The following is a 20,409-nucleotide window of genomic DNA, read 5'->3' on the forward strand; positions in this document are numbered from 1 at the left end:
ATTTTATTAGATAAAGGGACAGCGTATTGCTGTCCCTTTTTAGGTTTTGCCACCATTGGTGTGACACCGGAAGCAGTTGGATGTATCGTGACACTCAAAACAGCGACCGGTACCAGTACCTTTTTCCTTCACATATTTAGGATGAATTTGACGCCAGTTAGACGGGTGTGAACTGGGCCCTTGCGGTTTACCGCTTTGTACCCCCCCGTTTTGATTGCTCCCACCTGTGAAAGTAGTTTGCCCTGGTAAAACCGTTGGTCCATGACATTTAGCACAATAAGTAGTGGTCGCTGTAGAATTGACTGCTGGTTTATTTTGATCATGACAGATGAAACAACCATCTTTATCCTTGCGAGCCGAATGTTTGTGGACTATCTTCCAGTCAGCAGTATGGCTTTGCGGCCATTTCCTGTGACAGGTATAACAGAAAACATTGCCCCGGACATAATCCCTGGTTGAGACTTTTGTGCCTTCCTGAGTTTGCAATGAGAATGAATGGCACTTATTACAGTAATCAATGTCCTTCATAGCCAGTCGGCCATGCTGATACCACCAGTCCTCCTGTTCATGGTTGGTAGGTATGGCAATAGTCTTATGACAGGCCTCACAACGAGTGGTAACATTCCGTTTGGTATGACATTCCAGACAGGTATTCATTTTGGGTTTGGCCAGCTTACCATCAGTCTGTTCTCTTGCTACTGTCTCATTCCAGGCCAGAAACTGAATCCTGGTAGTCACTTTCCGTTTGGCAATTTCCCCATGAGCTACACCGCTGTGGCAATCAACACAGTAAACCCCTTTGGCATCATGGCGATCATGGGGGATTATCAAGTCCCCGGAAACAGTGAACTGACGATTACCAGGCGAATGGCATTTCTTACAGGTAATATTGGGAATGGGATTTTCCATTTTAATCGGCCGTGGATAGGTACCGGTAAAGTGGAGGTAGACCTCTCTAACTGCACTGATTTTATGGATGAGCAGACTGGCCAACCCCGGCTCAATATGGCATTCGGTGCAACGAAATTGACGATGAGATGTTACTTGCCAGGTATAATACTCAGGTCTCATCTCATGACAGGATTGACAAAAATCCGGCTCCATCGTAATCTGGATAGCCCCTACTGTCGCAACCCCGATAAAAATCAGTAGTCCGCTGACCAGTATGAAAGCCTTTAACCGGTTTTCTGTCGTACTGAGGTCCAGCTTTAACCTCCACTTACCCATTATCGCCTATCCTCCTAATATTAGTGGCAACGGTCACAGGTAATGCGAGCCGGTGCCTGTGGTCCTTCTTTGCTGGTTTGACTGTGGCAGGCAAAACAATTGTTAATGCCTTTAGCTGCCACTTGAGTTTTGTGCATTTTCCTCCACGTAGCCTCTTTATGGCTGGCAGGGGCCTGGCTGTGACAATTCACACAGTATTCATTGCCCCAGGCATAGGCAACGGCCTTATTGGTGTGTACCACCTGTTTTACAGTCATCCCATAGTTATGGCAGGACTTACAAACATTAATATCTTTTTCAGCATCTTTACCATGCTGCGGCAACCATGCTGCTACCGGTGTATGATTATCCGGAGTCTTGATGGTAGCATGACAGGTTTCACACTTGATGGATTGCTTGTTCTTCACATGGCATGCAATACAGTCGTCCATGTCTGCTTTAGTGAATTCGCGAATAGTCTGCTGTTTTCCGTCGTCTAATGTCCATGCCGCCAGATCGCCTTTTTTCACAGCCGTTGGTGACCCTTCAGTAATCATACCCCTTTCGGAAATCTTGCCGTGAGCCACCCCTGCGTGACAATCCACACAGTAGACCTCTGTAATTTTGCTCTCAATATGTCTGGTATGAGGGATCTTTATATCCCCGGAAACAGTGAATTTACGAGTAGTGATAGAGTGACATTTCTCACAAACGAAATTCTCAATTTTGTGTGACATTTTAATCGGAGTAGGATAAGTATTGGTAGCGTATAAATATAATTCCTTCATCGCCCCGATCTTGTGCTTGATCAGGTTAAATACACCGGGCTCTATGTGACACTCCGTACAGCGGATATTGCTGTGGGAGGTCGCCTGCCAGGTTCGATACTCAGGCTTCATGATGTGACAGGTCTGGCAAAACTCAGGGTACATAGTCAGCTGAATTGCCGTAACTGTAGCCACACCAATGAAGATAAGCAGACCGCTGACCAGAATGAACAGTTTCAGCTTATCTTCTGTCTTGCTGAGATCGAACTGCAGCCATTTTGGCCTCAGACCCATGAAAACTCCCTCCTTGTTATGACATTCACATTCTTGCAGCAATGGACGACGAATATATTCGCCGTCCTTCTCTACAATTCCTCTTTTTTGTCAGGAAAATTTTTAGTAATTCCGCCGATTTATGAAATGAGCCAGCTTCTCCAGCAAATCACGGGTTGGATTGACCGGGAGTATGGCCAATTCGCGCAAACCTTTCTCCACAAAGCGTCGACTGATTTCCCTGGTTTTCTCAATGGCACCAGCTGCTGAGATCAGCTGGATGGCTTCCTTGATTTCCTTTTCCCCTTTTTCGCGCGCAGCCAGGATTTCAGCCAGCCGGGAATTTTCTCCGTAGTATCTAAGGGCAAAAATCATCGGCAAAGTCATAATCCCCTGACGAATATCTCCACCTATGGGTTTTCCCAGTTTTTTCTGGTCAGCAGTTAGATCAAGAATATCATCGGTAATTTGAAAGGCCATACCAATATAGTGGCCAAAACGACCCAGGGCCCGCACAATCGCTCGTTCCGCTCCTGCTGCCAGGGCCCCACAGCGGCAAGATGCCGCAATCAACAGGGCAGTCTTCCTTTCAATCCGGTAGAAATAGTCCTTGATAGTTTGCCTGATATCAAAAGCAGTGAGGATTTGCTGGATTTCGCCTTCGCACATCTTAACACTGGTGGTAGCCAAAATGCCACTTATTTCCCTGTTACCGATACTATGAATCAACTGCAAGGAACGGGCAAAAATATGATCGCCGGCATGCATGGACATCCTGTTGCCCCATTTGGCCCGCACAGTAGGTAGACCGCGTCTTGTGCTCGAGGCATCAATCACATCATCATGGACCAGAGAGGCCATATGTATAAGCTCTAAAGCCACTGCCAGCGGTATCATTTTCTTGAGATCATAATTGCTAAACTTGCCCGAAATCAGGGCAAAAGCAGGACGCAAACGTTTCCCTCCCGCTGCCAGCAAGTGGGAAGAAGCCTCCTCCAGGACAGGAATTGGCCCTTTTACTGCTTCCTGCAGCTCCTTCTCTACCAGTTGCAAATCACTACTGATTTCACCAAAAATATTCCAGGTATTCATTAAATAGTTGCATCCTTTCTTCTCGTCAACTGCTTGGACACATAGATATATATATTCAATCTCCATCAAAAAATTCCTGCTTAGAAAAAAGACTGTCAGCCTTAGCCGACAGTCTTATTGCTGTCTCCTTCCGATTTGGGCTCATCTTTTACCGCTTCGGTTATTTCCTTTTGCACTTCCCGGGAGGCCCGCTTAAACTCATTGATACTTTTCCCCAGAGCCCTACCTACATCCGGTAATTTACCCGGGCCAAAAATAATCAGTGCCAGCACCAGAATGACAATTAACTCCGGCATACCCAGACCGCCAATAAAACCAAACATGAGACTTATTCCTCCTTCTGGTTGACAAAGTTGAGGGCTATTGATTCAGCATCCAGCAACCAGGGATGGACATCCTGCTTGCCAGTGCGCAAATCCAGAACCTTTAAAGAATATCCGCACTTCCTACAGCTATCCAGTTGCCAGCCCGGCAGTTCCTCGGCCTTGCGGTAATACAAGGTCTCATGGTCGCGATTACCACAGGCCGGACAGGCAAGAGCAGGATAATCCCAGCGGGTAGTGCAACTGCCACAAACCAGCTGTCTGGCCCCACCTGGTCCGCTCAGTACTGCCAGCAAAGGGATACTGCCACAGAGAGGACAGTGGGCGATATTATTTTTAGTTTCCAATTCCTTTTTTAGCATTTCTTTTTGTTGTTTAAGGATTGGATAGAAAATCAAGGTTCGCACCCAGGCAGCCTCCGTTTGCCCGGGTTGATAGGCCCAGAGGCCATTTATATCCATGGTTAGGAATTCCTGAAATAACCGCTGCCAGTCCTCCTTTTTCTCCGGCTTCAGTTCCTGTAAAAATGCCTGCCATCCCAGTAAATACTGGCGCCAGTCATCAGCATCTGCTTGCCAGCGGCAATCGGCCAGCAAAAAAGGCTGTCCCTCCATACTTTCTGCCAGTTCTACCTGTAGACTGACCGGGGGCTGATTTTCTGCAAAAGCCAGAATTCGTTTAACTACCTGCACTAATTCCTGCATTAGACATCCCTAACCTTTCTTTATAATTATCGCATAAACAGAAGGAAAAAACAAGGGAGGGTAATACCCTCCCCGGCAGGGTTAGCCCCGCATTTTCCCCTTGATCTCCTGATACCACAGGGGGTAATGGCTTTTGGCAAATTCCGCATCCACATAACCGCTCAACATACCGTTGATAGCCTCGTTGGTCTTGGGATGAAAAAGAGCCAAATAGGCATGACCGATCATAGCTGTAAAGGTCAGGACAAAAGCCAGATCGTGAACGATCAGGGCCAGTTGCTGGGTTCCCTGGCTGAAGCCCTGGGGGAACCAGAGGATCAACCCGCTGATTGCCAGCAAAGTGCAACCTACCAGCTGCAGCAAGGAGTTAACCTTTTCACCGGCATTGAAGCGGCCCTGGGGCGGTACTTCGACATGAGCTCCAAAAAACTCTTTGACAAAGGCACCAAAGAAGGCGAAATCATTGGCACCCCAGCGAAAAACATGGCTCATCCATTCTTTGAAACCTGCCGGATTGGCAAACAGCGAGAGAATCGGCAGGACAATAAACCCTACTGCTGCAATCCGGTGCAGAAGCCGGGCCCCTTGCATGCCTCCGAATAGAGGTGCCAGGAAGTCCAGGACATCCATGTAAATCAACATGCCAGTAAAGGCAAGGAGCAGGAATGTCACTGTATGGGACCAGTGGGCAAACCGGGCCACCGCCCCGAAGCGTAAAACCTTTTCCCCGCTTTTAGGCGCCATGGCTTTTCCCTCCTTTATCTACAGAATGGCTATTCTCCCGAATCCGGGTGAGGAAGGCGCTGACCGCCACAGCTCCCAGGGCAGCCAGAGGCAGAGCTTTACCGATGGGCTGGATCACATCCTTCCAGGTGGTGAGAATGGCCGGAACCGATGGCTGTTTAGGCAAATCATAAAATTCCGGTGCTTTAGGCAGGAGATAGAAAACATTGGTCCCGCCCAGGAATTGCTCATCTAATCCATACAAGTTGGCTTCGGGATATAATTGCTTTACTTCTTCCAGCCGGGCTTTTGCCTTGCTGACCAGCTGGCTTCTTTCCCCGAACTGGACAGCTCCGGGCGAACAGGTTTTACTGCAAGCCGGGGTCAATCCTTCCGCTACCCGGTCAAAGCAAAGAGTGCACTTGCCCATTTTCTGCACTCCCTCATCCACTTTGGGAATACCGAAGGGACAATATTTAGCACAATAGCCGCAGCCAATGCATTTGTCGTAATCCCTGACCACCGCTCCGGTTTCGGTATGGCTGAGGGCATTTTCCGGGCAGGCCTTGATACAGGCCGCTTCTGTACAGTGCATACATTGCCTTTTGAAGAAAAACCATTGCACCTGGCCATTTTCTTCAACTTCCTTGAATTTAATCAAATTATAGGTATGAGGCGTGGTATCCGGCATGGATTGCAAACCTGAGTAATAGACCGTCTTCTCCCCCGGCAACTGATTCCAGCTTTTGCAGGCTGTTTGACAGCCCCGACAGCCGACACAAAGGGTCAGGTCGACAAACATGCTAAGTTTCTCTGCCATTCTACTCCGCCCTCCTTATATTGACCAAGAAGGCCTTGTATTCGGGAATCATGGTATTGCCATCCCCTACATGCGGGGTCAGCTTGTTGGCAATATCACCGGTAATCAGCCCCTGATAGCCAAAGTGCCAGGGCATCCCTACCTGATGGATTGTCTTGCCCATCACCGTCAGGGGGCGGAAACGTTTTGTGACCATAGCCCTTGCCTTGACCTGGCCGCGGCTGTTTTCCACGATTACCATATCCCCATCCTTGATCTTCAGTTCAGAGGCCAGAGCTTCCCCGATTTCCACCACCATCTCCGGTACCAGTTCCGCCTGCCATTCCAGGTTTCTGGTCATCTGACCGGCCTGCCAGTGCTCTGAGAAGCGATAGGTGGTAGCCACATAGGGATATTTGGCCGGATCGGATTGTTTATCCGGCTCCCAGACCTTGACAACCGGGTTCAGTTGTACCTTGGAGAATGGATTCTGAACCGGGCTCTCCCAGGGCTCATAGTGTTCCGGGAAAGGTCCTTCATTCATCTTATCCTTGGCGAAGAGCCAGGCCTTGCCGTCATCCTGCATGATAAAGGGATTGAGGAAGGCCGGATCATCGGGGCCAATTACCGCCTTGAAGTCAGGCACGTCATGGCCGACCCATTTCTTCTGCACAGCATCCCACCAGATGACAGCCTTGTCCGGATGCCAGGGCTTCCCGGTGGTGTCTGCTGAAGCCCGGTTGTACAGGATACGGCGGTTCAGCGGCCAGGCATAAGACCATCTGGGATAAATACCCAGACCACTGGGATCATCCTGTTCCCGGAGCTGAGCCAGGTTTTTTCCTTCTTCGGGGTAAATTCCTGAATAAATCCAGTTACCACAGAGGGTGGAGCCATCATCCATTAAGGAGAGGAAGTTTTTGACCTGCTTGCCTGTAGCAGTTTCCTGACCATTTATTTCGCGAGCAACCTTATCTACATCGCACTCATCACCATCACCAAAGTTCCAGTAGAGATACTTAATCGGTTCATCAGCAGGGTTGGTACTATCCTTGTATGTTTCCTTCAGCCGACGCGCCAATTGATGTATAATATCCAGATCAGCTCGCGACTCACCCAGAGGTTCGACCGCCTGCCAGCGCCACTGAGACCAGCGGCCGGAAGATGCAATGCTGCCCTCCTTTTCAAAGGAAGCAGCTGCCGGTAAAACAAAGACCTCAGTCTTGATCTCGGCCGGGTTAGCCCCTGCTTCTTTTGTCCAGAAGGTCATAGTTTCAGTCAGCCAGAGGTCGGCTGCGACCAGCCAATCCAGTTTCTCCAGAGCCTTTCTCTCTTTATTGGAATTTGGGCCACCTACAACCGGGTTCTGGCCCCAGCAGATAAGCCCTTTAAGTTTTCCTTTATACATGGCCTCAAAAAGTCCAATATGTGTATAGTTGGTCTTAGGATCACGCTTGGGCAAATACTGATAGGCAAACTCATTATCCGGGCGGGCAGCATCACCCCACATTGCTTTTAGGTAACTTACAAAAAACTTAGGCAGGTTCGTCAAAAATCCACCTTTAGGAGTTTCTTTTTCAATATATGCTGAAAGGGTAGCATGTTCAGGATCCGCTGTCGGCGTAGGTATATAGCCTGTGATTATGTTGTTTAATAAACCGAAATCAGTAGAGCCCTGCACGTTGGACTCACCCCGCAGAGCATTTACACCGCCACCAGGAATACCTATATTACCCAGTAAGAGCTGCAGAATAGCATAGGCCCGCACATTTTGTGAACCAACAGTATGCTGGGTACCACCCATTGCATATAGAATCGTGCCTGCTTTATCAGGTACACCGGTAGCCGCATAGGTTTTACAAATCTCTTCATAGAGCTCTTTCGGTGTACCGGTTACCTGGCATACGGTATCAATATCATAACGGGAATAATGCTTTTTCAGCAACTGGAAGACACAGCGCGGATCCTGTAAAGAGGGGTCACGCAAAGGCTTGCCTTCCGCATCAAGTTTATAGCCCCAGAGTTTTTTGTCATATTTTCTGTTTTTTTCATCATAGCCGCTGAACATACCATCATTGAAATCATAGGTGTCGGCTACAATGAAAGAAGCGTTGGTGTAATTGACTACATAGTCTTTGAAGTACAGGTTATTTTGCAGGATATAATTGATCATACCCCCGATAAAGGCAATGTCAGTACCAGAACGCATCGGTGCATAAATATCGGCTTTGGAAGAGGTACGGGTAAAACGCGGGTCAACGGAAATGATTTTGGCTCCGCGCTTCTCCTTGGCTTCCATCAGCCACTTGCTGGAGATAGGATGATTTTCAAAGGCATTGGAACCAATAATCAATGCACAATCGGTATTTTTTAAATCAATCCAGTGGTTGGTCATTGCTCCACGACCAAATGAAGGCGCCAGACCGGCGACCGTAGAGCTGTGTCAAATACGGGCCTGGTGTTCGAGATAGACTACGCCCAGCCCCCGCATCAATTTTTGAACCAGATAGCATTCTTCATTATCTAAAGCTGCACCACCTAAAGAGGCGATAGCTTCAGTCCGCATGACTTTGATGCCATCTTTTTCAACTTCAAAGGTCTTATCCCGGGTTTCTTTAATCCGCTTTGTAATTTCTGTCAACATCCAATCCCAATCTTTTTCTTCAAACTTATCGCTGCCCGGAGCCCGGTAGAGGGGTTTAGTCAAGCGCCGGGGATTGGGCTTACCTACTGCTAGATTACGGATCTGGAAAATGGATGCTCCCTTACTACAGGCACCGCCCCGGTTAACCGGATGGTCCGGGTCCCCGTCAATCAACAATAACTCCCCATTAGCAGTGTCCACGTGAGCGATCATCCCACAGCCCGCACTGCAAAACGGGCACAGGGTAGGTACTCGTTTGGCATCCTTGATTCGGAACTGTTTGGCCTGGGCCCTGGCAGGTGCAGTATCAATGCCAAGTACACCCGCTGCCGCCAGAGCACCACTAAGACCAGAGATTTTGAGAAAATCCCGTCTTGTTACGGCCATGCCTTCATCCCCTTTCTCATCTTAATTTTTTGAATTTTTGCTTTTCTATTATCCATCAGCTTCCGCGATAGGTCAATTTTTTGTAAGTAAAGTAAATTATGAAACTAATGTAATTTACAAAAATAGATCCTGTGGCCAGAAAAACCACAGGCTTATCCTTTTTCGAAAATCTGATATAACTTTACCGGTCTACCAATAGCTCCGTATTTTACTTCCACCTGAATTCTACCGTTTTTTTCCAGGTAATCCAGATAGCGTTTAACTGTTACCCTGGTCAGATTCACCCCTTCAGCTATTTCTTCCGCCGACAGGGCCTCTGTTTGCTGGGTCAAATAGGCCAGTATCTGCTTTAAGGTAGATTCGTTCAGACCCTTGGGTAAACTTTCTTCAACGCTGGCAAGACTGGCAGGGGTATCAACTTCGGCTGCCCCCTTTGAAGCCAGCTGAGGCTGCCCCTGCTGCTGACTGATCTGCTGGGTCAACTTCTGCAATTCCTCTACCATCTGGTTAAAAGCCTGAGCCAGTTGCCCGATCTCATTGGAGCTATCCACTTCCACCTTGACTGCCTGATGCCCGGAAGCTACTTCCATAGTTCCCGCTGTAATTTGCTGCAAGGGGCCGATAATAACCCGCTGGGTAAAAAACCAGCCCGCCAGTGCTACCAGCAAGGTTATACCAGCGCTGATGGAAATCACAGTAAAAATTGATTCTTTTAACAGCTGATCTGACAGTCGCTTGGAAATACCTACATAAAACATGCCAATGATGTTACCCTGACTATCCCGCAGGGGTTTATAAGCGGTCTGATAGTACTCGCCAACCACATTGGCTTCACCCAGGTACACCTGTCCATTCTTCAACACTGTGCGGGCCACCGCATCCGAAACTTTCGTTTTTAAAGCCCGCTGGCCATCCGGCCCCCGTACAGTAGTGGCCACTCTGGTATCACCCAGGAAAATGGTCACAGTATCCCCCGTTAGACTGGCAATATAATCTACCAGTTCCAGGTCGTTATTGATTTTATGCTCGCCTTTATATAACTCGCCATTTTTCACCTGCCAGGAACCCGGGTACATTAAATCGATAATAGCTTCCCCTGTGGCCAGGTCGCTTTTAGCTTTAGTTTCCGTGGCCAGAATGGCCCTTTCCTTCATATGAATGCTGATCACAACAGTTAATAAGAGCGACAGCAGGAGGATAGGTCCCAGAACTAATAGTAATAATTGTTGTTTCAGGGACTTCATCTTTTATCACTCCCTACAAACATCTACTTACAGTTATACAGGAAAAGCCCGTATTTTTCAATCAATAAATTTGACAATAAGCATTTTATTTAATATAATCTAATACGGTAAGGGAATGAATGAGGTCTGGTGGCCTCCCCGGCCTTCAAAGCCGCGTGTTTCGGGGTAGCCCCTCGAAAGGTGGGTTCGATTCCCACGCATTCCCGCCAGAACAGATTTGAAGCCTATAAATCCCAGCAGGATTTATAGGCTTTTATATTTTTACGAAAATGTGATGAAACTAACAGTTTTCTGTGACTGTTTTACTGTATGATGATAACTGGTCTTTGCTAAAATAAGCACAACAGGAAATTGAGGAGGAGTAAAAAATGGTTAAAAGAAAAATAGTAAAAATCAATGAAGACCTGTGCACTGGCTGTGGTAAATGCGTCAGCCCCTGTGCCGAAGGTGCCATAACTATCGTAAATGGCAAAGCCAAAGTCTTGCGGGAGGAACTCTGTGATGGCGCTGGCTATTGCCTGGCTGTTTGTCCCACCGGAGCTCTGACCATCGAAGAAAGGGAAACAGTGGAATTTGACCACCATGCTGTGGAAGAACACCGCAAACAAATTCTGGACCAGCTGGCAATCGTCAAGTGTGCCCGCTGCGGTGCCAGTGAAATGGAGCGCGTCCTTATCCCTTACCGGCATAAGCAGGACAGCCAGTGGGTCTGTGTCCGCTGTTTACCGGCCCTGATACATGGCTAAAAGTTTTCCCCCTATGATAGTAATTCAAATCTACCATAGGGGGAATTTTATTTCATTTTCCGTTCTCCAGGGTTCAGTTTCAGAAGCTTTTATTCGCTCCTGGTTGAAGGGGCTAGATGGGTTTCACGTAAAAAAGGAGTATAGTCTGTTTCCCGGTGGTAATTGGGAACTGGCCAGCCGAAACGGCGCCGTTGTTTGAGCCGAAAAGCAGCAGCATGTTTTTTAAGTTCAAAACCAATACCTGCAGTTACTTTTTTGGGCTCTAATAACTCAAGACTGATAGCCCCCTGTGTTCGTGCTAAACCGACTAATTCCTCTCCAGCAGAGGAACGTACCAAAATGGTCGACTTACCAGCCTCGGTTCCCGGTTTCATAGTCGGATCCCAGTAGTCACCAACAGCAACGTCCGCAAGTTCTGCAGCCCAGTCCGTGCACATTTCACACCGATCCCGCTTGTATGCAGGCATTAATATGTGGTACATGTAATGATGCCGATCAATAACTATTTCCTTACCATCAGCCAAACGAACCGTTAAATGGCCGGGCCAGTTACCGCCCCGGTAATTAAGACATTTAACATATTTTAAATCCTTAATACCACCCTGTTCAACCAGCAAATGCCTGGTCCCTTCAAAATAAAATTGAGAAGCGCAAAAAAGGCCAATCACAAGTTTAACAGCTTTTGCTATACTGTCCGGTTTACCGGAAAACTGCATCTTGCGAATTCCATGGATATGACAGGGACAGCCTACAATTGCAATTCGAGTATAACCGCGGGCTACTGCCTCATTCAGCAAACTGTTAATAGGTACCACCGCATATTTAGAACCCGCGGCAGCCAATACTTCTTCTTTTGTAGTTACCAACCTTGCTTCTGTCCGCAATGGGTTATCCTGTTGAAAGCCCGCTACAAGGGCACAGTCGATTACTCCTCTTTCCAGCGAAAATGCCAGCAGGGCACTAACCAGGCCTCCCCCGGTACCTTTTTCCCTAATTGTCGGGTCAGAGGCATAACCATAGTAACAGCCCGCATAAACGCCTAAATCATCTTTTCTTTCCGGCCTTACCCGGCCAAAAAATTTCTGTTCCAGTACCGGGATGGGAATATCGGCCCCCGGGCAGGCCTGAGTGCATATTCCACAAGCCTTACACTCACCTTTTAACTCAGGCAATAACTCCCCATCTTCTTCTGTAATTCCCAATACCCGCCAGGGACACAAACCTACACAAGTGCCGCAGGTGGTGCAAAGTCCCCGGTCAATTACATCCCTTTTGAGTTGTTCAAAAGATTTCATTATAAATTTTTCCTCCTTATTTTTCGGGCGGCAACAATTTTCTTTGATAATATTTAGAATAAACAGGCGCCAGGGGGTTATGGCAAGTAACTCGATCTTTTACAACCAAAGTGGAGACAGGGGCGGTTGAATATTTTGTAAAAATAGCATCGTGGCCAATACAAAGTCCGATTATTAAATTCAACTCCGTTCCGGCCTCACCTAATATTTTAGCTTGAGCTACCGGATTACAAGTAGCTTCATATCGTCCTTCAACAACATTAGGCATGCCAAATTCTTTTTTATTCATACCGCATACTTTGCACATAACTGAATCTACTTCAAAATAATTCTCCAAAATTTGAGAAATCATTTTAGCCTCATTGGAAAGACCGACACAAAAGGCCAATCCTATATGCTTGATACCTACTTCCTGGCAAAACAAAATAACTTCTTCCAAACGGGTCTTCTTCATGTAATGTTCGGCTTCAATTTTTGCTGCAGCAGTCCACATCTTTCTTACTAATTCGTCCTCATACTCCGGAACCGGGATTCTTTCCTTGGTACAAACCTTCCCCTGGAAATAACAATCATTTTTTGAACAATCGGCGCATTTCACTTTGCATTGCTCCTTTTCTCTATTTTACTTATCCAACCAGCGCAAAATACTGTGAAGTGTAACCTGACGGTTTACATCGGCAATAGAAGCTGTCAAAGGTATTTCTTTTGGGCAAACCCGGACACAGTTCTGGGCATTACCGCATTCAGCTATACCGCCTTCACCCATCAGGGATTCAAGGCGTTGGCCTTTACTCATTGCTCCGGTGGGATGAGCATTAAAAAGGCGAACCTGAGCAATGGGTGCAGGACCGATAAACTTCGATTTGGGGTTGACATTGGGACACGCTTCCATGCAACACCCACAAGTCATGCAACGGGACAATGGATATATCTTCTCCTGTACTTCCTGGGACACCTTGGGTCCAGGACCCAAATCATATGTCCCGTCAATATCAATCCAGGCCTTGACCTTTTTCAGGTTTTCAAACATAATGCTGCGATCTACCATCAAATCCCTGATAACGGGGAACTTGGTTAATGGTTCAAGCACAATAGGCTGTGTTAGCTGGTCAATCAACGCCGAACAGGCCTGACGGGGTTTGCCATTGATAATCATGGTACATGCTCCGCAGACTTCTTCCAGACAATTACATTCCCAAACTACAGCCGTTGTTTTCTGTCCCTGGGCATTAACCGGATTTCTTTGAATTTCCATTAATACGGAAACCACGTTGGCTCCCGTCCGGTAAGGCACTTTAAATTCTTCCCAGCGTGGACGATCCTGGGGGCTATCTTGTCGTTTAATTTTTAGATGAATTGTCTTCGACATTCATAGTAGCCTCCTTTTCCACATCATAACGCCGTGGTCTTGGTTTAATGTATTTAAGGTCAACTTCCTCATAACTAAAAACAGGGCCTTCCGGAGTATACCTGGCCATAGTTGTTTTCAGCCAATTAGCGTCATCCCGGTCCGGAAACTCCGGTTTATAATGGGCACCCCGACTTTCATTCCGGTTAAGAGCACCAATAGTAATTACCCGGGCCAGTTGTAGCATGTTCCACAGCTGTCTGGTAAATTGGACGGCCTGGTTAGCCCAGCGACTGGTATCGTTAATATTAATTTTCTGCCAGCGTTCCTGAAGCTCTACCAGTTTTTCATCAGTCTTCTTTAGTTTATCATTATATCGGACAATGGTAACATTTTCATTCATTATTTCACCCATTTCCCGGTGCAAGGCGAAGGGGTTTTCTGTTCCGTTCATCTTATAAATTCTTTCCTGGAAATCAATTTGACGTTTTAACTCGCGTTCTATAACCTTGCTGCTGACAGTTTCGGCAGATTTGCCAATATTTTTTACATATTCAACAGCTTTCGGCCCTGCAATCATTCCACCGTATATGGCAGAAATCAAAGAGTTAGCCCCTAACCGGTTGGCGCCATGATATTGATATTCACATTCCCCGCAAGCAAAGAGGCCTGGAATATTGGTCATCTGGTTATAGTCCACCCAAAGTCCGCCCATCGAATAATGAACAGAGGGGAAAATCTTCATCGGTACCTTTCTAGGATCTTCTCCCATAAACTTTTCATAAATTTCCACGACACCACCAAGTTTGCGGTCAATTTCTTTGGCTGGAAGGTGGGAAATATCCAGGTAAACCATATTCTCCCCGTTAATGCCAAGCTTTAACTCGTAACAAACTTTATGGATAGCCCTTGCGGCAATATCTCTTGGCACCAAATTCTTATAGGCGGGATACCATTCTTCAAGAAAATACCAGGGCTTGCCATCTTTGTAAACCCAGATCCGGCCGCCTTCGCCCCTAATAGATTCAGACATCAGGCGGCGCTTATCTTCTCCAGGGATACCCGTCGGGTGAATCTGAATAAATTCCCCGTTGGCATAAATTGCTCCCTGCTGGTAAACAGCACTCGCCGCCGAACCGGTATTAATGGTAGAATTGGTGGTACGGCCGAAAATCATTCCCGGGCCACCGGTGGCAAGAATCACCGCGTCTGCCTTGACTGCATGGATTTCCATAGATTTCATTTCCTGTACTACAAGACCACGGCAGATTCCCTCATCATCAATAATTGCCGATAACATTTCCCAGCCTTCATACCGTTTGATTAAACCATCGTCTTCATAACGCCGTGTCTGCTCATCAAGGGCATAAAGAAGCTGTTGACCGGTGGTTGCACCAGCAAAAACTGTTCTGGAGTACTTTGCCCCCCCGAGCCGGCGAACATCAAGGTGCCCTTCCGGGGTACGGTTGAAAGGCACTCCCATCCGGTCCATCAGGTATATTATACCGGGTGCAGCATCACACATCCCTTTCACCGGAGTTTGGTTGGCTAAAAAGTCGCCACCGTAAATAGTATCATCAAAATGTTCCCAGGTAGAATCCCCTTCACCCTTGGTATTAACAGCAGCGTTAATTCCTCCTTGGGCACAGGCAGAATGGGAGCGCTTGGCTGGAACTAGAGAGAACAAATCAACATGCATACCTGCCTCAGCTATTTTAATAGCGGCCATCAAACCGGCTAATCCACCGCCAACAACCACGATTTTTCCTTTACTCATATCTGTTTACCTCCAATCCTATCTCGTAAAGGCTACCAATACGTTGATACCAATTATGTTGAGTACCAGGAAAAGCAGCCCCGTAACATAAGTGGTCACTTGCTGCGCCCTTGGGCCAACTGTAATACCCCAGGTGATGAGGAATGTCCATAACCCGTTGGCAAAATGAAAAACAGCTGCAATTAAACCGACAATATAAAAAGCAAAAATTCCTGGATTACTGAGAGAAGCGCTTATAGCCTCAAAACTGACCTCGGTATCGTAAAGAGCTTTTGCCAAACGCAAGACATATACATGCCAAACCAAAAAAACTAAAGTTACGATAGCCGTTACACGTTGCAAGTAAAACATCCAGTTACGGAAATAGCTATAAGATAAGATATTATTCTTGGCAACATAAACTATATACAAACCATAGAATGCGTGAAAGGCAATGGGTAAGCCGATAAACAATATTTCAATAAAAGTGAGATAAGGCAAGGTTTGAAAGAATTCAACTTTTTCGTTAAAAGCTTTGGCACCTTTAAGTGCAAATGAATTGGTAAAAAGATGTTCCAGCAGAAATAATCCGATAGGTATTAAACCTGAGAGAGAATGAATCCGGCGAAGAAAAAAGCTGTTTGTGCTCATATCTAATAAACTCCCTCCTTTCAATTAGTAAAAAATAAAGCGATATTTTGTATGTTCTCCATTTTTAATGCCTTTTGTAAAAGCCTTTCTGCTTCTTCTGGTTTTAGTCTGATACCCGCCAGTTCCCGGAATTTCACAGATAATTCCTCAGCAGTTACCGGATTTTCCGGATCACCTTTCGGGAAGTTGGTCCGCTCTGTATAGACTCGATTATCTGAACAGTAAATTTCTACTATAGCAGGCCACTGTTCCGGGTATAAAGCTTCTATTTCCGGATCTTGAACCAGCTCAACCCTGGACATCAGCTCGCGGATCTCTTTGTCTTCCAGAGCTGCCTCGTTAAACTCGGCGAGTCCGGCCTTCCGCTTTTTTAATCCAAGGGCAACACAAAAGGGAAGGCTAAACTTGGCTGCATAAAGAGAATTGGGCTGATAATTTCCAGTAATATCCAAAGCAATCCCATAAGTTTTAACAACTATTTTTTCAACCTGGCCGGGAGTTAAATCAAACTGCTTGGCTAATGCGATAACCAAATCTAATCCCGGATGGGTATGCCGGCAAGAGGCATGAATCTTGAAAGAATTCTCCAGAATTTTATAACTCTGGCCCAGGCCGTCAGTAATTTTATTTAAATCGTATTCCCTGGCTGTTGCTTTACAGAAACCTTTCTCACCTTCTAAAATTTTGCTCGCACCAGTAAACCCCCGGGCTGCCAGCAAAGCTGCCAGAAGACCGTTCATGGCTGCTTTTCCCGGGTGAAGATGTTTACTCATGGCACCGTCCGCCAGGAACTCCCACAGCCCAGCAGCCTGAGTGCCTGCATTGCCAAGGGCATGAACCATCTGGTCCCGATTCAAGCCTAAAATTTTTCCCGCTGCTGCCGCAGCGCCAAAAGTTCCACAAGTACCGGTATTATGCCAATAATAGTAATGGGAGGGAGTAACCGCCTCGCCAATTCTGATACCGACTTCATAGCCAGCCACAATAGCAGTTATCAGTTCTTCACCAGATGCCCCGATTTTCTCAGCCGCTGCCAGGGCTGCCGGAATTATTGCAGCGGCAGCATGTAAAATTGATGCCTTGTGAACATCATCCAGCTCTACGATATGCGAAACCGCCCCGTTGACCAGAGCAGCGTTAAGACAAGAAGATTTCCGCAAGGACGGAATTAATGTCGCCTGGGGGTTTCCCCCAATATCCTCAGCTACAGCATAAACCATTTGTCCCGCTTCTTTTCCGGCACCGGCCAGGGCAGACCCCAGCCAGTCCAGAAAAGATAACCTGGTAATTTCAATAACTTCGTCAGGCAAATCGGTATATTTGAGGTTACAGATATAATCAGCCAGCTTTTGCGAAATCATTACAGCAAGCCTCCCTTAACCCAGCAACTTTTTTAAGGTCGGAATCATATCATCAAATTTTTCAAGCACATATGCACCGGCCTCTTTGAGTTTAGCCATTTTTGTTGAGGGTTTCCCTGTTCCGCCGGAAATCATCGCTCCAGCATGGCCAAAGACCGTCCCTTCAGGCATGGACTCGGTAAACCTGCCAGAAATATAAGAAATTAATGGTTTGGTAAAGCCTCCTGACTTAATAAATTCAGCCGCCTCTTCCTCAAAGCTGGTACCCGGTTCGGAATAAGTTACCACCGCTTTTGTTTCAGGGTCTTTCTCAAACAGGGCAAGCAGATCTTTAATAGAGCTACCGATCAAGGCGTCTCCACCGATGCTTATGGCAGTGCTAACCCCATAGCCGGCTCTTTTGACCATCCAGGACGTCTCGGCTGTCATACCTCCGCTCCGAGATATTACCCCTACCGGGCCCGGAACAAAACACCTTTCTACATTGTCCCCGCCAATGGCTCCCAGTTTTACCCTTTCCCCGGGACTGATCATACCCACGGAATTGGGCCCTACAATCCTAACACCCCGTTGCTGAGCTATATTTAAAAATTTAATGGCATCCTTTTGTGGCACGTTTTCTGTAGCAATCAAGATTAACTTAATTCCATTAGCTATTGCTTCCATCACAGCGTCAAAGACAAAGGCCGGTGGCACATAAACGAGAGAGGTGTCCAGTTCATGCTCACGACAGGCAGCTTTTAATGTATCGTAAACAGGTACACCTTCAACATCCTGCCCCCCCTTCCCAGGGGTAATGCCAGCAACAATTTTTGTTCCGTAAGCTAAGGTATGCTTAGTGACCATGGTAGCTTCCCGCCCGGTAATACCTTGAATAACTATTTTCGAATTGCGGTCAATTAAAATTGCCATTAGATTGTCCCTCCCAAATACTGATTTTGTTTCATCGGGTCGTATATTCTCTATTCACCGTAGGTTTCTTTCATGCGCTGTACCATTTTGGCAGCAGCTTCTGTAATAGTAACATCATCACCGTAATATTCAATACCGGCATTGACAAACAGTTCCTTGGCTACAGCATCGTTAACCCCTGCCTCCCGGACAACAACCGGGAACTTTGATGGATCAATGTTTAAGTCTTTAAGAGCCCTGATAATCCCTTTGGCCATTATGTCAACCTGAGTGTTGTTGGTAATGTTATGAGCAACAAAAAGCCCTTTAACACCAGGTTTCGATAAAATACCCCTGGTCAGTCCGTACACCTTTTCCTCTGTCGGGTTTCCACCAACTTCAGAATAGTTAGCCGGTTTGCCGCCAAAAGAAACCAAAGCGTCAAAACTTAACAAACTGCCGCCACCACCACCGCACATAAAACCTATATCTCCACCATCCATTTCGGTATAACGGGCAGTGCCGCGATAAGGATCTGCTTCATTAACCGCAATCATTTGCTTCTCCAATTCTGTGAGCGGTCGCCAGGCTCTTTCACTGCCAATCTGCACTATGTCTTTAAGTTCAGGATGACGGTACATAGCTGAATCATCAACACTCATAACTGAAGCAGCAGCAACAATGTCCTCATCGGTTGTTACCACCAATGGGTTAATTTCTAAAAGATAGGCATCAGTACTATCAAATAAACGGTAAAGTTTAGATAAAACTCCGGTTGCTTTAGTCAAAAGCTTGCCCTTAACACCTAATTCACTCCATATTTCCTTGGCTTCATAATCACAAAAGCCAAGAATCGGGTCTACATGATAGGTAATAATTTTTTCCGGCCACTTGCGGCTTAGTTCTTCTACATCGATACCACCACAAGTACTGGCAATAATCACAGGCGCTTTTTTGCTCTTGTCAATAGTAATTGAAACAAACCATTCCTCGGCAATAGAAATCTTTTCTTCCACCAAAACTCTTTCAACGGGGAAACTGGCCACTTTCATCCGCAACAGTTCAGCCGCTAAATGGGATGCTTCATCAGGAGTATCAGCAAATTTTATTGCACCTGCTTTTCCTCTTTTGCCGATAGGTACTAAAGCTTTTAAAACTACCGGTTTGCCAAAACGTTTAGCAATTTCCCGGGCTTCCTCAGGGCTTGCCGCTACATCGTTTTGCGGAGCCGGAATACCAAACTGCCGTATTAGTTGTTTACTGTGATTTTCCGTAATTCTTCCCATACTAAACCCTCCTTAAAATTTAAGAAATAATTACATTCCTAATGCTTCAGCTATAGCCAATAATTTTTTTGCACGCATGGCCACAGGGTAGTCAATAAATTTACCGTCCACCTGAATCGCAGCCAATCCTTGTTTTTCGGCTTCTTCAAAAGCAACAACAATTTTTCTTGCCTGGGCTATTTCATCAGGGGTGGGTGAGAAAACTTTATTTACTGGTTCTATCTGTCCTGGGTGAATGACTAATTTACTCTGGAATCCCATACTTCTAACCAACCGGCACTCTTCCACCAGTCCATCTATGTCCTTAATTTCTGGATAGACTGTATCGATAGGTGCTTCAATACCAGCAACCCTGGAAGCAATCACCAACTGTGAGCGGGCATAAAAGAAAGCATTGCCATCTTTGCTCCAGGTTGTTCCAATATCGAGACTAAAATCAATCGCCCCAAAAGCAAGCCGCGAAATCCTTGGTGAAGCAGATGCAATTTCCGCCGCCCGATAGACACCAGCTGCACTTTCAATTAGAGGGATGAGGTCTATTTGTCCCGGAGGGAGCCCTCTTTTTTTCTCACCTTCAGTTATCAGCCAATCAACCATACGAATGTCTTCAGCGGATTCAGCCTTGGGTAGCATAATACCGTCCAACCGCGAGCAGATAACTGCTTCTAAATCATCAAAGAAAAAATTAGTGGAAATGGAATTAACCCTAACATAAGCCTTACAACCCCTGGGTTTTAACAAAGTTTCCTGGACCACCTTGCGTGCTTGCTCCTTTTCACTGATTGCTACTGCATCCTCCAGATCGAGGATAACGGCATCAGCTCCTAATGTCAGTACCTTGTCTGATTTTTTGGAATCACTGCCAGGAGCAAACATAAACGTACGCAACGGTTTCATTAAATATCGCCTCCTT

General features: G+C 46.5%; 19 protein-coding genes and 1 tRNA gene. 2 read left to right on the forward strand and 18 right to left on the reverse strand.

All coding sequences use genetic code 11. The annotated features are described in order from the left end of the window. Positions 1-39 precede the first annotated feature (39 nt). From CTH_RS08600 to CTH_RS08640, 9 genes are all read right to left on the reverse strand, one after another. Positions 40-1,227: a cytochrome c3 family protein gene (locus tag CTH_RS08600; protein WP_107753564.1), complete on the reverse strand. Its 1,188-nt coding sequence runs from the start codon at positions 1,225-1,227 to the stop codon at positions 40-42. Positions 1,228-1,247: 20 nt separating this feature from the next. Next, positions 1,248-2,267 (reverse strand): cytochrome c3 family protein, encoded by a 1,020-nt coding sequence (locus CTH_RS08605; RefSeq protein WP_078664881.1) that lies wholly within the window; start codon positions 2,265-2,267, stop codon positions 1,248-1,250. A 102-nt stretch (positions 2,268-2,369) separates the two neighbouring features. Further along, positions 2,370-3,338, reverse strand: a complete 969-nt coding sequence (locus CTH_RS08610) for a polyprenyl synthetase family protein (protein ID WP_079906200.1) — start codon at positions 3,336-3,338, stop codon at positions 2,370-2,372. A gap of 101 nt (positions 3,339-3,439) precedes the next feature. Beyond that, positions 3,440-3,661: a twin-arginine translocase TatA/TatE family subunit gene (gene tatA, locus CTH_RS08615; protein WP_078664883.1), complete on the reverse strand. Its 222-nt coding sequence runs from the start codon at positions 3,659-3,661 to the stop codon at positions 3,440-3,442. A 5-nt stretch (positions 3,662-3,666) separates the two neighbouring features. After that, complete coding sequence (locus CTH_RS08620; RefSeq protein WP_078664884.1) at positions 3,667-4,365, reverse strand: formate dehydrogenase accessory protein FdhE; 699 nt, start codon at positions 4,363-4,365, stop codon at positions 3,667-3,669. An 81-nt stretch (positions 4,366-4,446) separates the two neighbouring features. Next, a complete protein-coding gene (locus CTH_RS08625; protein ID WP_078664885.1) occupies positions 4,447-5,109 on the reverse strand; it encodes a formate dehydrogenase subunit gamma in 663 nt (220 codons plus the stop codon). Next, positions 5,099-5,908 (reverse strand): 4Fe-4S dicluster domain-containing protein, encoded by an 810-nt coding sequence (locus CTH_RS08630; RefSeq protein ID WP_078664886.1) that lies wholly within the window; start codon positions 5,906-5,908, stop codon positions 5,099-5,101. The genes CTH_RS08625 and CTH_RS08630 overlap by 11 nt, the downstream gene beginning before the upstream one ends. A 1-nt stretch (position 5,909) precedes the next feature. Then, positions 5,910-8,918: a formate dehydrogenase-N subunit alpha gene (gene fdnG / locus CTH_RS08635; RefSeq protein WP_078664887.1), complete on the reverse strand. Its 3,009-nt coding sequence runs from the start codon at positions 8,916-8,918 to the stop codon at positions 5,910-5,912. Positions 8,919-9,070: 152 nt separating this feature from the next. Further along, positions 9,071-10,162 carry a cache domain-containing protein gene (locus tag CTH_RS08640; RefSeq protein WP_078664888.1) on the reverse strand — a complete coding sequence of 364 codons (1,092 nt, stop codon included), beginning with the start codon at positions 10,160-10,162 and terminating at the stop codon, positions 9,071-9,073. A gap of 111 nt (positions 10,163-10,273) precedes the next feature. On the opposite strand from CTH_RS08640, the gene CTH_RS14140 reads away from it, so the two are divergent. Together CTH_RS14140 and CTH_RS08645 are read left to right on the forward strand one after the other, a co-directional pair. After that, positions 10,274-10,371 (forward strand) — tRNA-Sec (locus tag CTH_RS14140). Between the two features lie 159 nt (positions 10,372-10,530). Next, positions 10,531-10,908 carry an ATP-binding protein gene (locus CTH_RS08645; RefSeq protein WP_078664889.1) on the forward strand — a complete coding sequence of 126 codons (378 nt, stop codon included), beginning with the start codon at positions 10,531-10,533 and terminating at the stop codon, positions 10,906-10,908. Between the two features lie 89 nt (positions 10,909-10,997). On the opposite strand, the gene CTH_RS08650 is transcribed toward CTH_RS08645, so the two are convergent. Genes CTH_RS08650 through CTH_RS08690 form a run of 9 tightly spaced genes read right to left on the reverse strand, consistent with a single transcriptional unit; the run spans position 10,998 to position 20,393 of the window. Continuing rightward, positions 10,998-12,203 carry a Coenzyme F420 hydrogenase/dehydrogenase, beta subunit C-terminal domain gene (locus CTH_RS08650; RefSeq protein WP_107753568.1) on the reverse strand — a complete coding sequence of 402 codons (1,206 nt, stop codon included), beginning with the start codon at positions 12,201-12,203 and terminating at the stop codon, positions 10,998-11,000. Positions 12,204-12,219: 16 nt separating this feature from the next. Next, complete coding sequence (locus CTH_RS08655) at positions 12,220-12,801, reverse strand: DUF1847 domain-containing protein (RefSeq protein WP_107753570.1); 582 nt, start codon at positions 12,799-12,801, stop codon at positions 12,220-12,222. Positions 12,802-12,825: 24 nt separating this feature from the next. Beyond that, positions 12,826-13,572: a succinate dehydrogenase iron-sulfur subunit gene (gene sdhB, locus CTH_RS08660; protein WP_078664892.1), complete on the reverse strand. Its 747-nt coding sequence runs from the start codon at positions 13,570-13,572 to the stop codon at positions 12,826-12,828. Next, complete coding sequence (gene sdhA, locus CTH_RS08665; RefSeq protein WP_078664893.1) at positions 13,544-15,328, reverse strand: succinate dehydrogenase flavoprotein subunit; 1,785 nt, start codon at positions 15,326-15,328, stop codon at positions 13,544-13,546. Before sdhA ends, sdhB begins: the two co-directional genes overlap by 29 nt. Positions 15,329-15,346: 18 nt before the next feature. After that, positions 15,347-15,958: a succinate dehydrogenase cytochrome b558 subunit gene (locus CTH_RS08670; RefSeq protein ID WP_078664894.1), complete on the reverse strand. Its 612-nt coding sequence runs from the start codon at positions 15,956-15,958 to the stop codon at positions 15,347-15,349. 20 nt (positions 15,959-15,978) lie between these two features. After that, a complete protein-coding gene (locus CTH_RS08675; protein ID WP_078664895.1) occupies positions 15,979-17,319 on the reverse strand; it encodes an MmgE/PrpD family protein in 1,341 nt (446 codons plus the stop codon). Between the two features lie 15 nt (positions 17,320-17,334). Then, the gene (locus CTH_RS08680) at positions 17,335-18,231 is read right to left on the reverse strand and encodes a succinate--CoA ligase subunit alpha (RefSeq protein ID WP_079906207.1); all 897 of its coding nucleotides are present in this window, start codon (positions 18,229-18,231) and stop codon (positions 17,335-17,337) included. Between the two features lie 50 nt (positions 18,232-18,281). Continuing rightward, positions 18,282-19,496 (reverse strand): succinate--CoA ligase subunit beta, encoded by a 1,215-nt coding sequence (locus tag CTH_RS08685; protein WP_078664897.1) that lies wholly within the window; start codon positions 19,494-19,496, stop codon positions 18,282-18,284. Positions 19,497-19,526: 30 nt separating this feature from the next. Then, on the reverse strand, positions 19,527-20,393 hold the full coding sequence (locus CTH_RS08690) for an HpcH/HpaI aldolase/citrate lyase family protein (protein ID WP_078664898.1): 867 nt from the start codon (positions 20,391-20,393) through the stop codon (positions 19,527-19,529). Positions 20,394-20,409 lie beyond the last annotated feature (16 nt).

Source organism: Carboxydocella thermautotrophica (assembly GCA_003054495.1).
GTDB lineage: Bacteria > Bacillota.

Excerpts from the sequence above, each read along its gene's own strand:
- CTH_RS08600 (WP_107753564.1), bottom strand. The coding sequence starts at position 1,227 with ATGGGTAAGTGGAGGTTAAAGCTGGACCTCAGTACGACAGAAAACCGG.
- CTH_RS08605 (WP_078664881.1), bottom strand. The coding sequence starts at position 2,267 with ATGGGTCTGAGGCCAAAATGGCTGCAGTTCGATCTCAGCAAGACAGAA.
- CTH_RS08610 (WP_079906200.1), bottom strand. The coding sequence starts at position 3,338 with ATGAATACCTGGAATATTTTTGGTGAAATCAGTAGTGATTTGCAACTG.
- tatA (WP_078664883.1), bottom strand. The coding sequence starts at position 3,661 with ATGTTTGGTTTTATTGGCGGTCTGGGTATGCCGGAGTTAATTGTCATT.
- CTH_RS08620 (WP_078664884.1), bottom strand. The coding sequence starts at position 4,365 with ATGCAGGAATTAGTGCAGGTAGTTAAACGAATTCTGGCTTTTGCAGAA.
- CTH_RS08625 (WP_078664885.1), bottom strand. The coding sequence starts at position 5,109 with ATGGCGCCTAAAAGCGGGGAAAAGGTTTTACGCTTCGGGGCGGTGGCC.
- CTH_RS08630 (WP_078664886.1), bottom strand. The coding sequence starts at position 5,908 with ATGGCAGAGAAACTTAGCATGTTTGTCGACCTGACCCTTTGTGTCGGC.
- CTH_RS08640 (WP_078664888.1), bottom strand. The coding sequence starts at position 10,162 with ATGAAGTCCCTGAAACAACAATTATTACTATTAGTTCTGGGACCTATC.
- CTH_RS08645 (WP_078664889.1), top strand. The coding sequence starts at position 10,531 with ATGGTTAAAAGAAAAATAGTAAAAATCAATGAAGACCTGTGCACTGGC.
- CTH_RS08650 (WP_107753568.1), bottom strand. The coding sequence starts at position 12,203 with ATGAAATCTTTTGAACAACTCAAAAGGGATGTAATTGACCGGGGACTT.
- sdhB (WP_078664892.1), bottom strand. The coding sequence starts at position 13,572 with ATGTCGAAGACAATTCATCTAAAAATTAAACGACAAGATAGCCCCCAG.
- sdhA (WP_078664893.1), bottom strand. The coding sequence starts at position 15,328 with ATGAGTAAAGGAAAAATCGTGGTTGTTGGCGGTGGATTAGCCGGTTTG.
- CTH_RS08670 (WP_078664894.1), bottom strand. The coding sequence starts at position 15,958 with ATGAGCACAAACAGCTTTTTTCTTCGCCGGATTCATTCTCTCTCAGGT.
- CTH_RS08675 (WP_078664895.1), bottom strand. The coding sequence starts at position 17,319 with ATGATTTCGCAAAAGCTGGCTGATTATATCTGTAACCTCAAATATACC.
- CTH_RS08680 (WP_079906207.1), bottom strand. The coding sequence starts at position 18,231 with ATGGCAATTTTAATTGACCGCAATTCGAAAATAGTTATTCAAGGTATT.
- CTH_RS08685 (WP_078664897.1), bottom strand. The coding sequence starts at position 19,496 with ATGGGAAGAATTACGGAAAATCACAGTAAACAACTAATACGGCAGTTT.
- CTH_RS08690 (WP_078664898.1), bottom strand. The coding sequence starts at position 20,393 with ATGAAACCGTTGCGTACGTTTATGTTTGCTCCTGGCAGTGATTCCAAA.